Raw genomic sequence first — 13,640 nt, forward strand, 5'->3', positions numbered from 1 at the left:
CGAGGCCCCTGAGCCGGCCAGGACCGGCCGGTGACCGATGAGTTCCCGGTGCCGCCGGCGTCTACCCCGGCACACCACCGAGGAAGGGAGCACCCCGTGCCCACGCAGATCCCGTGCCTGTGGTTCGACGGCCGGGCCGAGGAGGCCGCCGCGCACTACACCTCCATCTTCCCGAACTCGCGGATCGGCGAGGTCACCCGCTACGGGCCGGGCATGCCCGCGCCCGAGGGCAGCGTCATGACCGTCGCCTTCACCCTGGACGGCCAGGAGTACGTCGCGCTCAACGGTGGCCCGCAGTTCCGGTTCACCGAGGCCATCTCCTTCCAGATCGCCTGCCGCGACCAGGAGGAGGCCGACCACTACTGGGACCGGCTGACCGACGGCGGCGAGGAGAGCGTGTGCGGCTGGCTCAAGGACCGCTTCGGCGTCTCCTGGCAGGTCGTCCCCACCGAGCTGCCCGCCCTGCTCGCCGACCCCGACCCCGGCCGCGCCCGCCGGGCCACCGAGGCGATGATGCAGATGCGCCGCATCGACCTCGCTGAGATCCGGCGGGCCGCCGACGGGGTCACCGCGTGAGCGGCGGTCCCGACGGACGGACGGGGGCCGTCCCCGCCGGGCGGCACTAGGCTCCGACGGGTGCCGCCTGCCCCCGCCTCGTCCGCCGCGGACCAGCTGCCCGTCCGCGCGGCCGCCGTCTGGGCCGCCCTCGACCCGCTCGTCGGGGGCGACCCGCTGCGGGTCCTCGACGTCGGCGGCGGCACCGGCAACTCCGCCGTCCGCCTGGCCCGGCTGGGGCACGACGTCACCGTCGTCGACCCCAGCGCCGACGCCCTCGCCACGCTGACGCGGCGGGCCGACACCGCCGGCGTCGGGGCGCGGGTGCACGGCGTGCAGGGCGACGGCGACCTGCTGCACGAGGTCCTCCCCGGCGCCGGGGGCGGCGGCTACGACCTGGCCCTGTGCCACGCGGTGCTCGAGGTGGTCGACGACCCCGCCGCCACCCTGGGCGAGCTGGGCCGCGCCCTGCGCCCCGGCGGCACCGCCAGCGTGGCCACCGCCAATCGGGCCGGCGCGGTGCTGTCCCGGGCCGTCTCCGGGCACCCGGTGGAGGCGCTGTCCCTGCTGGAGGACCGCGACCCGGCCCCGCGGCGCGCCAGCCGCCCGGCCCGGCGCCGGTTCACCCCCGCGGACCTGCTCGCCCTCGTCGAGGCCGCCGGGCTGCGGCCCGGGTCGTGGCGGGGCGTCGCCGTCGTCGCCGACCTGCTCGACATGGCCCCCGGCGACCCCGCCTCCGGCGCCGACCCGGAGGCGGTCCGCCGGCTGGAGCTCGCGCTGGCCGCCACCTCGCCCTACCGCGACGTCGCCGCCGGCGTGCACCTGCTCGCGACCCGCCCGTGAGGCTCCCCGCCGACCTCGCCCGCCCCGCCTACGGCACGGCCAGCCTCGCCGACGTCCTGCCCGGCGCCGCCGCCGCGCTCGGCGTCCCGGTGCCGCGCGGCGACCTGCCGGCCGACCCGCTCGGCCTCACCACCGCGCTGGGCGGCGCACGCCGGGTCGCCGTCCTGCTGGTCGACGGGCTCGGCGCGGACCTGGTCCGCGCGCACGCCGCCCTCGCCCCGACCCTCGCCGCGCTGGCCTCGCCCGCCGGCGACCTGTCCGCCCCCTGCCCCAGCACCACCCCGGTCAGCCTCACCACCCTGGGCACCGGCCTGCCGCCGGGCAGCCACGGCGTCCTCGGCTTCGTGACCGCCGTCCCGGGGGAGGACCGCACGCTGGACCACGTCCGGTGGCGCGACGACCCCGACCCCGACGTCTGGCAGCCGCGGCGCAGCGTCTTCGCGCAGGCCGCCGACGCCGGCGTCGAGGTCACCGTCGTCGCCCCGTACGCCTTCGCCGGCTCCGGGCTGTCCCGCGCCGCCTACCGCGGCGCCCGCTACGCCGGCACGGTCGGCGCCGGCGACCTGGCCGCCGTGGTGCTGCAGTCGCTGGCCGCCGCACCGCGCACCCTGGTCTACGGCTACACCGCCGAGCTGGACCTCACCGGCCACGTGCGCGGCGTGGACTCCGCCAGCTGGCGCGCCCAGCTGGCGCTGGTCGACGCGCTGGTGGCCCAGGTGGTCGACGGCCTGCCGGACGACGCCGCGCTGCTGGTCACCGCCGACCACGGGATGCTCGACGTCCCGGCCGGGACCCGGCTGGACCTGGACGCGACCCCCGAGCTCACCGACGGCGTGCGCCTGCTGGCCGGCGAGCCGCGGGCTCGCTACCTGCACGCGGTGCCCGGCGCGGAGGCCGACCTGCTGGCCCGGTGGCAGGAGGTGCTCGGCGAGCGGGCCTGGGTGGCCGGCCGCGACGAGGCGATCGCCAGCGGCGTCTTCGGCCCGGTGGACGACGGGGTGGCCGGGCGGATCGGGGACGTCGTCGCGCTGGCCCGCGGCACCTGGGCGATGACCGCGACCGAGCGGGAGCCCGGCCCGAGCCGGCTGGTCGGCTACCACGGCTCGCTGACCCCGGTCGAGCTGGCCGTCCCGCTGCTGGCCGCCCGCGGGCGCGCCCTCGGCTAGAGCCCCGGCAGCAGCCGCACCCGCCAGGTGCGGCTGTGCGCGGGGTGGGTCGCCCGGCAGGTCAGCGGCGCGGCCCCCGCCGAGGGCCGGCTCTCCACCTCGGTGACCACGTCGCCGTCCGGGCCGGCGAGGGTCACCACCCACCGCTCGACATCCACCCCCGCAGGGGTCAGCCGGCGCACGTCACGCGGGTGCAGGTCGTCGACGCCGAGCAGCGCGAGCTCCGTCCGGGCGGTGTGCTGGGCGGCCTGCACCGGGGCGGGCAGCCCCGAGCGGCCGCGCAGCCACGGCAGCGCGACCCGCCCGGCGGTGTGCGCGGCGACCAGCTCGGCGCCGTCGCCGGGCAGCTGGCCGTAGGCGAAGCCGTGCGGCAGCACCAGCACGTTGCCGGCGAAGCGGCAGCCGCCCAGGTGGCTGCACTCCCAGACGTCGTCGGCCGGCAGCGTCCGGGCCAGCGGCCGCCCGCGCAGGGCGCAGCAGGCGTCGTGCGCGCCGTGCGCACAGACCAGGTAGACCGGCCCGCCGGCGGGGTCGCCGACCGACCCGTCCCAGGGCGCGTCGACCAGGTCACCGTCGCGGTCGCGCACCGACCACCACACGCCCTCGGCGCCCGGGCGGCCGTCGACGTAGGCCCACCGCCGCTGCGAGTCGGCCAGCCGGTCGCCCGGACGGCGGATCATCAGCACCCGCACCCCCTCGGCCCGCGCCCGGTGCGCCAGCCGGGGCGCCACCGCGGGGTCGAAGCGGGACTGGGTGAGCGCGTCGGTGCCCCACGGGCCGGGCTGCTCGACCAGCAGCCAGCGCTGGGCCGGCGAGGCCGTCGCGACGCCGGGGTCCCCGCGGACGAGGGCCTGCACCGAGCAGCGGTCCTCGGTGAGCCGGCCCTCGGGCAGCCCGGGGGCCGCGGGGACGCGGCAGAAGTCGGCCGGTGCCGTCACGCCCGGGGGTCCGGCCGGCTCACGATCCGGTTCCGGGCGCGCGTCCACGCCCCCCATCGTCCTCCGCGGTCGCCCCGGGCACCGTGACGATCGACTCGGTCACCAGCCGCCGGGCCAGGGTGAGCTGGTCGGCGGCGTCCAGGCCCGGCAGGTCGGCGACCTTCAGCTCACCGGCGGCCAGCAGCGCGGCCACCGCCGCCCCGGTCTCGGCCGGCAGCTCCAGCGAGCGCCGCCCGGCGAGCAGCGTCACCCGGCCGTCGGCTGCCGGCTGCAGCCGGCAGCGCAGCCGGCGACGCAGCTGCAGCACCGTGTCCGGCGACAGGGTCGCCGCCGCGGTCGCCTGGGCCAGCGGCGCGACCGGCTCGGGGCGGACCTGTGCCCAGGTGCGGGCGCGCAGCCGGTCGGCGACCTCGGCGGGGTCGACCCGGTCCAGCCAGCCCCGGAGCGCGGTCACGACGGCGGTGACGTCGCCGGCCACCGCGGCCGGGTCGGCGAGGTCCACGCCCAGCGGCAGGGACCGGCGCAGCTCCGGGTCGTCGGCGGCGAGCACGCGGACCAGGTCCAGCGCGGACTCCGCGGCCGCCCAGCGGGTCACCGAGTGGATGCCGACGGTCAGGTGGGCGCTGATGGCCCCCAGGGCGGTCGCCGAGTGCAGGTGGCCCCGCGGCAGGTAGAGGGCGTCGCCGGGGCGCAGCACCGCGTCGACCACCGGCTCGCGCTCGGCGGCGGCGGCCACGGCGGCGGCCCGGTCGGTCCACGGCTGGGTGCGCAGCGGGTCGGTGAGCACCGGCTCGTGGATGCGCCAGTGCTTCTCGCCGGCCACCTGCAGCACGAACACGTCGTGCACGTCGTAGTGCGGGGCGAAGCCCCGCGAGGACGGCGGGGTGACGTAGGCGTTGACCTGCGTCGGGTGGCCGAGGTCGGCGGCCAGCTGGTCGGCGAACTCGACCAGCGGCGGCCACAGCCGGTGCAGACCCTGCAGGACGACGGTGCTGCCGTCGGCGAAGAGCCGGGCCACCGAGTCCGAGGAGACCTGGTCGGCGACCTCCGCGCCGGCGCCGCCGGAGGTGGTGAAGCGCTTCGCGTCGACGACCACGCCGTCCTTGGCGATCCGCAGGAACGGGGTGCGCAGCCCGCGGCGGGACAGCAGCTCGTCGACCGCGGCGAGGTCGAGCAGGTCGGCGAAGGAGTTACCGGTCTCCTCCGCGCGGGTCAGCAGCGGCCGGCGGGCCCAGTACTCCTCGGCGAAGACCCGCGGCTCCAGGGCGGTGCACCGCCGCAGGGCCGGCCGGGCGTCCCCCGGCCGGCCCTGGGTGGTGTGGTCCTCGGTCAGGCGGAACCGTCCGCGCCGCCGTCGGCACCGCCGTCGGCACCGCCGTCGGCACCACCGTCCGACCCGCCACCGGCCGCGCCGCCGTCGGCCGGGCCGTGGCCCGCGCCGCCGTCGGCACCACCGTCGGCCCCGCCGTCAGCCCCGCCGTCGGACCCCCCGCCGACCGCGCCGCCGTCGGCCGGGCCGTGGCCCGCGCCGCCGTCGGCACCACCGTCAGCCCCGCCGTCAGCCCCGCCGTCAGCCCCGCCGTCGGCCCCGCCGTCAGCCGGGCCGTGGCCCTCGGTGCTGGTCATGTCGTCGTCGTCGAGCGCCATGGGTCTCCTCTTCGGTCGGGTCCGGGCCGCCGGCCGGCGGCCCGCCGGGCGTTGCTGTACCTCATCCATCTTCCACTCACACTCCCAGCTCGACCAGCGGGGACGGCCGGTGGGCGACGGCTCGGTCACGGCGCCGCGGAGGGGCGCCGGAGTGGTCGTTGACGATCCGGTGACGGCTGCCGCGCGGAGGTGGCCGGCCCTCCGGCCCGGGGAACCCACAGGGGCACGGAACGTCATCGGACGTGGACGACAGACGAGGAGGAACAGGTCATGACCGAGAGTCGGGTACGGAACGAGGCGACCTTCGAGGACAACGTGGCCCGGGAGGTCCCGGCCGGCACCGAGGGCGCGACCCGGGCGGCCCACGTGGTGCACGGGGAGGCCGACCGCGCCGGTGGGCCGATGCAGGTGGTGGTCGGCCCGCCGCGGCGGGACCGGGTCCGCTGGGGGCCGGTGTGGGCGGGCCTGATCGTGGCCGTCCCCACGTTCCTGCTGCTCCAGCTGGCCACCCTCGCCCTCGGGTGGTGGGACGTCGGCCCGGGCGCCGGGGGGAGCAACGCCGACTGGTTCAGCGGCGTCAACGGGCTGGTCGCCCTGTTCCTCGGTGGTCTGACCGCCGGTGCCTGCGCGCTGTGGCGCGGCGTCGCCGACGGCCTGCTGCACGGGATCCTCGTGTGGGCGCTGGGCGTGGTGACGATCGTGCTCCTGACCCTGCTCGGCGGCGGTGCCCTGCTCGGCTCGCTGGCCGGGGTCCTCACCGACCTGGCCGGCATCGAGCAGGCCAGCCTGCCCGACGTCGCCGCCGGCCAGGCCACCGAGGTCGCCACCACCGGCGCCGGCTGGGCGGTCCTGGGGCTGGGCCTGTCGATCGGCTCGGCGGCGCTCGGCGGGGTGCTCGGCGCCAGGATGTGGCCGGGGAAGGGACGAGCGCGAGGGCGACCGGACCGCCGTCGTCCCCGAGCGGTGACCTCCCGCGGCCGAGGCGGCCGGTTCCGGGAGCGACCGGCTATCGTCCCCGCAGGTCGAACACGTGTTCGAGCCGTGGGGGCGGGGGGGGGGGGGGGGGGGGGGGGGGGGGGGGGGGGGGTGGCACCGGAGCGGGGGCGTGCGGCGGGCTGCACCGTGCTGCACGTCGACATGGACGCGTTCTTCGCCAGCGTCGAGGTGCGCCGCCGCCCGGAGCTGGCCGGGACGCCGGTCATCGTCGGCGGGGCCGGCAACCGCGGCGTGGTCACCTCGGCCACCTACGAGGCCCGCCGTCACGGCGTGCACGCGTCGATGCCGACGTCGCGGGCGCTGCGGCTGTGCCCGACGGCCACGGTGCTGCCGGGGGACATGGCGCTCTACGCGGAGGTGTCCCGCTCGGTGATGGCGCTGTTCCGCTCGATCACCCCGCTGGTGGAGCCGCTGTCCCTGGACGAGGCGTTCCTCGACGTCGCCGGCGCCGCGCGGCGGCTGGGCGACGCCGCGGAGGTCGGCGAGTACCTGCGCGCCCGCGTCCACGACGAGCAGGGGATCACCTGCTCGGTGGGGGTGGCCGCCACCAAGTCCCTGGCCAAGCTCGCCTCCACCGCCGCCAAGCCCGACGGGCTGCTGGTCGTCCGCCCGGCCGAGGTCATGGGGTTCCTGCACCCGCTGCCGGTCGGCGCGCTGTGGGGGGTGGGCGCGAAGACCGAGGAGGTGCTGCTGCGGCTGGGCCTGCGCACCGTCGGCGACCTGGCGCACGTGCCGGTGCGCACGCTGCAGCGGGCCGTGGGGACGGCGGCCGGCGCGCACCTGCACGAGCTGTCCTGGGGCCGCGACCCCCGCCGGGTGGTGCCCGACGAGCCGGAGCGGTCCACCGGACACGAGGAGACCTTCGGCACCGACGTCGACGACCCCGCCGTCGTCCACCGGGAGCTGCTGCGGCTGTCCGAGCGGACGGCCGGGCGGCTGCGCGCCGGCGGCTGGCTGGCCCGCACGGTGACGGTCAAGGTCCGGTTCGCCGACTTCGCCACGATCACCCGCAGCCGCACCCTCGACGTCCCCACCGACGTCGGGCAGGAGCTGTACGACACCGCCCGCGCGCTCTTCGACGCCCTGGGCCTGGACCGGGCCCGCATCCGGCTGGTCGGGGTGCGCGCCGAGCGCCTGGTGCCGGCCGGGTCGACGCCGCGGCAGCTGGAGCTGGGCGCCCGGGAGCGCGGCCGCCGCGAGGCGGAGCTGGCCGCCGACCGGGCCGCCCGCCGCTTCGGTGCCGGCGCGGTCCGCCCGGCGACGCTGCTGCACCGGGACGGGCTGCACCGGGACGGGTGGCGCCGCGAGGGGGAGGGGGCCCGGTGACCACCCGTGTCCCCGGCAGCACGCCGCGCCATGCCGGTGGTCCGCGACCCGGTGGCGGGAACTCCGGCGGTCCCCGGTTCGTCTCCCCGCCGAGGCCCGAGGCCACCCACGGGGGTGATCACGGCGGGACGCGCGCGGCTCGCCTTTCGCACCCCGCGGCGGGCTCGTATCCTCGGTGTCACCGACGGCGGGTACGCCGTCGGGTACTGCCTTTGGCCCACGTGGAGGTCGACGTGCCGCTCTCCGAGCACGAGCAGCGACTGCTGGAGCAGATCGAGCGCGCCCTCGTCGACGACGATCCCAAGTTCGCCTCGTCTGTCCGCACCGGTGACCGCCGCAGCAAGGCGCGCCGCAAGCTGCAGCTCGGCTTCCTGTTGTTCGTCGTCGGGATGGCCGCGCTCATCGGTGGAGCGGTCATCCCGTCCGTGCCGCTCGGCGTCCTGGGCTTCCTGGTCGCCTTCGGCGGGCTGGCGCTCGCCGTCCTGAACTACCGCTCCGGCACCGGCGTGGTCGAGGTGGGCCCCGGCGCGCCGGCCGGCGGCTCGGCACCCGGCCGGGGCGGGCGCGGGGGCAGCAGCAGGGCCCGCCGCCAGCCGCTCAAGAGCCGGCTCGAGGAGCGCTTCCGCCGCCGCTACGACCAGTAGCCCGGTACACCCGCGACGGCCGCCGTCCCATGGACGGCGGCCGTCGGCGTGTCCGGGCACCGACCGACCCGGGAGGCACCGTGATCGACGTGTGGGAGGCCCTCGCCGCCGCCGGCGGCCTGTGGGTCTGGGGCGACGAGGACGGCGTGGCCCCGTGGACCGACGGCCACGGGCACGACGTCGTCCCGCTGTGGACCGACCCCGGGCAGGCCGAGGCGGAGTCGCGCGACGGTGCCGACCCCGGTGAGCGGCCGGTGTTCCTCGACGTGGACGCGCTGCTCGAGGCGATCCCGGAGTGGGTGGCCGCCGGGGTCGGGGAGGCGGGCCTGGACCCGCAGGGCGGCCGGATCCCGGCCACCGTGCCGCTGGCCGAGCTGACCGAGCGGCTGCTGCGCCTGCAACTCGACCGGCCTGTCTGACCTGGCCCCCGTGCAGGGCCCCGCCGCGAGCTCGCGAGCGGTGGGGGGCAAGGGGTCCTCTCTCAGCCGCGCAGCAGTGTCCGGTGGGGCGGGCGGGGGCGGCGGGGTGGCCGCGGCAGGCCGGCGCGCAGCCCGGCGAGCAGGGACGGCGGCAGCAGCAGGGCGCGCAGCCGGGCCCCCCGCGGGGCCGCGGCCAGCAGCCCGCGGCGGGCGGTGGCGAGGTCGGCCCGCAGCTCCGGGCCGACGGCGGGCACGCTGCCGGGCCGGGCGTAGCTGGCCGCCTCCTCGGCGCGGGCCAGCCGGGCCACCGCGCCGGCCACCCCCGCCTCCGCGGCCGGCCGGCGGTGGGGCCGGTGCGCCCCGCCGCCGGGCGCGGCCGCCTCGGCCAGCTGCTCGGCCACCTGCCGCGGCGTCCGCGCCGGGTCGGCGGTCCGGCCGAGGTCGAGCGCGGTGGCGGCCAGCTCGTCCCACAGCCCGGCGGGGCTGCCGGTGGCCAGCCGGCGACGCCGCTGCAGCACCCGCAGGCCCGCGGGGACCGCGGCCACGGCCAGCACGGCCAGCACGGCCAGCACCGTGCCCGCGGTGCGCAGCGCCGGTACCCAGGTGCCGCCCTGCTGCGGTGCGGCCTGCGGGGCGGGCAGCTCCTGCGGGGCGGGCAGCTCCTGCGGGGCCTGGGGCACCGGCGCGGGCAGCGGCGCGGGCAGCGGGTCGGTGCGCGGGTCGAGCTCCTGGTCCGGCGCCCGGGGGGCCCAGGGCAGCTCCACCGCGCGGTCGGTGTCGATCGGGGTGGGGTCGTAGGGGACCCAGCCGAGGTCGTCGAAGTAGACCTCCACCCAGGCGTGCGCGTCGTTGCTGGTGACCAGCCGGCTGCCGTCGGGCTGCGCCGTGCCGGGGGTGTAGCCGAGCACCACCCGGGCCGGGACGCCGGCGGCCCGGACCAGGGCCGCCATCGCGCCGGCGTACTGCTCGCAGTAGCCCTGCCGCAGCCGCAGGAAGTCGGCCAGGTCGTCGCCGCCGGTGCCGGGCGCGGTGGACAGGGAGTACCGGTAGTCGTTCGCCGGGTCGGTGAAGTGCCCGTACACCGCCTGCACCCGCTCGTACGGCGTCCGGGCGTCCGCGGTCAGCGTGCCCACCAGCTCCTCGACGGCCGGGTCCAGCGGCGGCAGGGCGGTGTAGCGCTGCACCAGCGGCAGCTCCGGCGGCAGCTCACCGGAGGCGGCCAGCTGCTCGGGCGTCGGGCGCGGCTCCACCGCCGCGACCGACCAGGTCTGCCCCGCCGTCGACACGTCCCGGCCGAAGACGGTGCCGGTGGCCGGGTCGAACCGCCACTGCTCCGGGTCGGCCACGTCCACCGACTGCGGCGCGTACAGCAGCGGCAGGAAGCGGTCCTCGTGGCCGAGCGCGGTCACCAGGGCGTCCACCGGCCGGCCGCCCTGCCGGCCGGGCAGGGTGGCCAGCTCGGCCTCGTCGGCGACCGCGGCCTGCCCGTCGAGGTTGCCGACCGTCCAGCCCGCGTCCGCGTCGTAGACCTCCAGCGCCACGACCCGCAGGTGGCCGGGGTCGGGCACCGAGGCGTCGAGCTGCAGCAGCTCCACCGGTTCGTCGAGGGTCAGCTGCCCCTGCAGGGCCGCCGCCGGGTCCAGCGCGGTGCCCGTGGAGCCGCCACCCCCGCCGCGGCCGAACGCGAAGGGCCGCGCGCCCTCGGTCAGCGTGGGGACGAGGGCACCGACGACCAGCCCGAGCAGCACGGCGGCCGCCCCGGTCCGGACGGCGGTGAGCGTCCCGGGCCCCAGCAGCGGACGCCGCCCCTCCTGCAGCCGCCGGCTCAGCTGCCGGTGCTGGTCGGCGAACAGCAGCAGCGCCAGCCCGACCGACGGCGCGGCGACCGGCAGCACGCCGATCGAGCCGATCACCGTGCTCACCGGGACGCAGAAGAGGACCAGCAGGCCCAGCCCGGCCAGCGCCGGCTGCCGCGACCCGACGGCCACCAGGTCCACCGCGACCGCGACCAGGCCGGCCATGAGCGTGGTGAGGGCGAGCAGGCCGGTCAGCGGCAGGGCCGGCGTGCTCTGCTCGCGCAGCTCCACGGTCCCGTCGGCCAGCACCGCGCCCAGGTCGCCGAGGCTGCCGTCCACCGGCAGCCAGCCGCCCCACGCCCGGTCCGGCGCGAACAGCGCCGTCAGCACGCAGGCCAGCACGACGAGCTGGCCGAAGGGCACCGCGACGCGGACCAGCGCGGCCCACCAGTCCGGCGCCGGGCGGTCCCCGGCCAGCGCGGCAGCGGCCACCCGCAGCAGCAGGCCGGCGGCGGCCACCGCGGTGACGGCGGCCAGCACCGGGGGCACCCAGGCGCCGGTGGTGAACACCGGCACCAGTGCGAGCGTGCCCAGGGCGGTGGCGACGGCGGCGGCGGCGGTCGTCCCCGCGTCGCGCAGCAGCGTGCGGGCGGTGTCCCCGCTCACCGCAGGCCGCCCGCGACGGCGGCGGGCCGGGCCACCCGGGCCCAGACGTCGGCCACGGAGTCGGTGGCGCCGGCGACGGCGACCTGCCAGCCGGCCGCGCGCAGCAGGTCGGCCGCCGCGTCCTGCTGGCGGGTCAGCTCCGCGCGCGCGGCGGCCCCGACCGGCCGCCGCCGGCGGGCCCCGTCCGCGTCGGCCCAGCTGCCCACGTCGACGAGGACGGCGAGGTCGGCGGCCGGGCCGGAGCGCACCCGCGCCAGCTCGGCGGCGTCCTCCGGGCCGACCGCGCCGAGCAGCGCCACCACCGGCCCCTCACCGGCCGCGCGGGACAGCACCCCCAGACCCGGGGCGAGGCCGGCCAGCCGGGACGGCGTCACCGTGGCCAGCACGTCCAGCAGCTCCACCGGCCCGAGCCCCGCGCCGGCCTGGGCGGCGGTCAGCTCACCGGCCTCGGTCACCACCCGCAGCGTGGCCCCGCGGGCGACCAGCTCGGTGCCGATGCTGGCGGCCGCCTCGACCAGCCACTCCAGGCTGTCCGGCGGGGGCGCGTCGGGGCCGGCGGGGGCCCGGCGGTCGGCGGGGGCGGGCCGGGCGAGCAGGTGGGCGCGGGTGCGGGTGTCCAGCAGCAGGGTCGCCTGGGCCCGCCACGGCCGTTCCTCCAGCCGCACCATCAGCTCCCCGGAGCGGGCCGTCGCCCGCCAGTGCACCTTGCGCAGGTCGTCGCCCTCCCGGTACGGCCGGGTGCTGACGTCGTCCTCGCCGTGGACGGCGATCGACCGGCGGGCGCCCGACCCGCCACCGCCGTGCCCGCCGCCGGGCCCGCCGGGGCCCAGCGGCACCACCCGGGGTACCACGACCAGGCTCGCGGTGTCGGCGCCGACGACGCTGCGCAGCACCAGGCCGAAGGGGTCCACCAGCCGCAGCCGCAGCGGACCCAGGCGGTGGCGGCCGCGGCGCCCGCCGTGCACGCGGTAGCGCAGCGCCGCCGCCCGGCCGCCGGGCAGCCGGTCGACGACGAACTGCGGGCCCGGGCCGAGCTCCGGCGGCACCGTCTCGGCCAGCAGCCACAGCCCGCCGGTGCCGCGGCCGGCGTTGCTCAGCTCCAGCAGCACCTCCGCGTCGCGCCCCCGCGGCACCCGGGCCGGGGTGACGGTGCGCCGGGCGGCGACCCGGAAGCGGTGCCGGGCCACCGCCACGGCCGACAGCAGCGGCAGGGCCAGCACGAACACCGCCACCTGCACCAGCGGGGTCTCGCCCAGCAGCACCCCCAGCAGCAGCAGGGTGAGCCCCGCGGCGACCAGGCAGCGGCCGCGCAGCGTCAGGCTGGCCAGCGCGGTGGCGACCGGGCCGGCCACCTCAGCGGCCGCGGGGGACGGGGACGGTCCTCAGCAGGTCGCCGACCACCTGCTCGGCGGTGCGCCGGGCGGCGGCGGCGTCCGGGGTGAGCAGCAGGCGGTGCGCGAGGACGGGCACGGCGACGGCCTGCACGTCGTCGGGGAGGACGTGGTCCCGGCCGGCCAGGGCCGCGGTGGCCCGCGCGGTGCGCAGCAGCTGCAGCCCGGCGCGCGGCGAGGCCCCCAGCCGCAGGTCGGCCGAGCGCCGGGTGGCCTCGACCAGCGCCACCACGTAGCGGCGCACCGCCTCGGAGACGTGCAGCCGGCCGACGGCGGCGACCAGCGCGCGCACCCCCGCGGCGTCCGTGGCCGGCGTCAGGGTGGCCAGCGGGTCGGTGGTCACCAGGTCGTCGAGCATGGCCAGCTCGGCCTCGCGGTCGGGGTAGCCCATCGACACCCGGGCGGTGAACCGGTCGCGCTGCGCCTCGGGGAGGGGGTAGGTGCCCTCCATCTCGATCGGGTTCTGGGTGGCCATCACCAGGAAGGGGCGGGCCAGCTCGTAGCTGACGCCGTCCACGGTGACCTGCCGCTCGGCCATGCACTCCAGCAGCGCCGACTGGGTCTTCGGCGAGGCCCGGTTGATCTCGTCGGCCACGACGATGTTGGCGAAGACCGCGCCGGGCTTGAACTCGAACTCCCGGGTCTCCTGGTCGTACACCGACACCCCGGTGACGTCGCTGGGCAGCAGGTCGGGGGTGAACTGGATGCGCCGCACGCTGGCGTCGACCGACGCCGCCAGCGCCTTGGCCAGCGTGGTCTTGCCGACGCCGGGCACGTCCTCGATCAGCAGGTGGCCCTCGGCGAGCAGCACGACCAGCGCGAGGTGGACGACCTCGGGCTTGCCGTGCACGACCCGCGCCATGTTGGCCGCGATGCGGGCGCCCTCCGCCGCGACGTCGGCCAGGGCGACCGCGCCGTCCCCGGTGCCGTCGCTGGTCCGGGTCACCTCGGTCACGCAGCCTCCTCGGTCACGCAGCCTCCCCCGGTCACCCGGCCACCCCCGCTCACGGAGCCTCCCCGGTCACAGAGCCTCCCCGGTCACGGAGCCTCATCGGTCACGCAGCTTCCTCGCCGCCCGCGAGCGGGCGGGTGCGGGTCCCTCGACCGTGCGACCCGGCGGCCCCCAACCGTACGTGGCCGGGCGCCGTCCGGGCGTGTCGTCGCACCCCGCCACCGCCGCCTCCACCCACCGCCCCGGTGCGGCCCCCACCGGCACCCCACCGGGACCCCTCGGCGGTGCCCGCCGGGGGCGC

The 13,640-nt window shown here is 78.8% G+C and carries 12 protein-coding genes; 6 read left to right on the plus strand and 6 right to left on the minus strand.

The features are described 5' to 3' along the window. The first annotated feature begins 96 nt into the window (after positions 1-96). Genes CHB98_RS10300 through CHB98_RS10310 form a run of 3 tightly spaced genes read left to right on the plus strand, consistent with a single transcriptional unit; the run spans position 97 to position 2,564 of the window. Positions 97-576 carry a VOC family protein gene (locus tag CHB98_RS10300; protein WP_089305504.1) on the plus strand — a complete coding sequence of 160 codons (480 nt, stop codon included), beginning with the start codon at positions 97-99 and terminating at the stop codon, positions 574-576. 60 nt (positions 577-636) lie between these two features. Next, positions 637-1,398 (plus strand): methyltransferase domain-containing protein, encoded by a 762-nt coding sequence (locus CHB98_RS10305; RefSeq protein WP_089305505.1) that lies wholly within the window; start codon positions 637-639, stop codon positions 1,396-1,398. Next, the gene (locus tag CHB98_RS10310) at positions 1,395-2,564 is read left to right on the plus strand and encodes an alkaline phosphatase family protein (RefSeq protein WP_089305506.1); all 1,170 of its coding nucleotides are present in this window, start codon (positions 1,395-1,397) and stop codon (positions 2,562-2,564) included. The genes CHB98_RS10305 and CHB98_RS10310 overlap by 4 nt, the downstream gene beginning before the upstream one ends. Here the strand turns inward: CHB98_RS10310 and CHB98_RS10315 are convergent. The 3 genes from CHB98_RS10315 to CHB98_RS10325 all read right to left on the minus strand — a co-directional run bounded on the left by CHB98_RS10315 (position 2,561) and on the right by CHB98_RS10325 (position 5,149). Continuing rightward, the gene (locus tag CHB98_RS10315) at positions 2,561-3,502 is read right to left on the minus strand and encodes a ferredoxin family protein (RefSeq protein WP_089305705.1); all 942 of its coding nucleotides are present in this window, start codon (positions 3,500-3,502) and stop codon (positions 2,561-2,563) included. The genes CHB98_RS10310 and CHB98_RS10315 overlap by 4 nt on opposite strands. A gap of 19 nt (positions 3,503-3,521) precedes the next feature. Continuing rightward, a complete protein-coding gene (locus tag CHB98_RS10320; protein ID WP_342744022.1) occupies positions 3,522-4,598 on the minus strand; it encodes a cupin domain-containing protein in 1,077 nt (358 codons plus the stop codon). 233 nt (positions 4,599-4,831) lie between these two features. Beyond that, positions 4,832-5,149: a BatC protein gene (locus CHB98_RS10325; protein ID WP_089305508.1), complete on the minus strand. Its 318-nt coding sequence runs from the start codon at positions 5,147-5,149 to the stop codon at positions 4,832-4,834. Between the two features lie 270 nt (positions 5,150-5,419). Between CHB98_RS10325 and dinB the strand changes: the two genes are divergently transcribed. From dinB to CHB98_RS10340, 3 genes are all read left to right on the plus strand, one after another. After that, complete coding sequence (gene dinB / locus CHB98_RS22335; RefSeq protein WP_245821057.1) at positions 5,420-7,471, plus strand: DNA polymerase IV; 2,052 nt, start codon at positions 5,420-5,422, stop codon at positions 7,469-7,471. A gap of 233 nt (positions 7,472-7,704) precedes the next feature. After that, positions 7,705-8,115 carry a DUF3040 domain-containing protein gene (locus CHB98_RS10335; protein ID WP_089305707.1) on the plus strand — a complete coding sequence of 137 codons (411 nt, stop codon included), beginning with the start codon at positions 7,705-7,707 and terminating at the stop codon, positions 8,113-8,115. 80 nt (positions 8,116-8,195) lie between these two features. Beyond that, entirely contained in the window at positions 8,196-8,534 is a 339-nt protein-coding gene (locus tag CHB98_RS10340; RefSeq protein WP_089305509.1) for a DUF2750 domain-containing protein, read from the plus strand. Positions 8,535-8,596: 62 nt separating this feature from the next. Here CHB98_RS10340 and CHB98_RS10345 read toward each other — a convergent pair whose 3' ends face one another. The 3 genes from CHB98_RS10345 to CHB98_RS10355 are packed head-to-tail and all read right to left on the minus strand — an operon-like array spanning position 8,597 to position 13,342. Then, positions 8,597-10,996: a transglutaminase TgpA family protein gene (locus CHB98_RS10345; RefSeq protein WP_089305510.1), complete on the minus strand. Its 2,400-nt coding sequence runs from the start codon at positions 10,994-10,996 to the stop codon at positions 8,597-8,599. Further along, the gene (locus CHB98_RS10350) at positions 10,993-12,348 is read right to left on the minus strand and encodes a DUF58 domain-containing protein (RefSeq protein ID WP_089305511.1); all 1,356 of its coding nucleotides are present in this window, start codon (positions 12,346-12,348) and stop codon (positions 10,993-10,995) included. Before CHB98_RS10350 ends, CHB98_RS10345 begins: the two co-directional genes overlap by 4 nt. Position 12,349: 1 nt before the next feature. Then, complete coding sequence (locus CHB98_RS10355; RefSeq protein ID WP_089305512.1) at positions 12,350-13,342, minus strand: AAA family ATPase; 993 nt, start codon at positions 13,340-13,342, stop codon at positions 12,350-12,352. Positions 13,343-13,640: the final 298 nt, after the last annotated feature.

The sequence above is a fragment of the Geodermatophilus pulveris genome (assembly GCF_900188375.1).
GTDB lineage: Bacteria > Actinomycetota > Actinomycetes > Mycobacteriales > Geodermatophilaceae > Geodermatophilus > Geodermatophilus pulveris.

Bases quoted from the DNA above. Each gene is read 5' to 3' on its own strand.
- dinB (WP_245821057.1), top strand. From the start codon at position 5,420: ATGACCGAGAGTCGGGTACGGAACGAGGCGACCTTCGAGGACAACGTG.
- CHB98_RS10325 (WP_089305508.1), bottom strand. From the start codon at position 5,149: ATGGCGCTCGACGACGACGACATGACCAGCACCGAGGGCCACGGCCCG.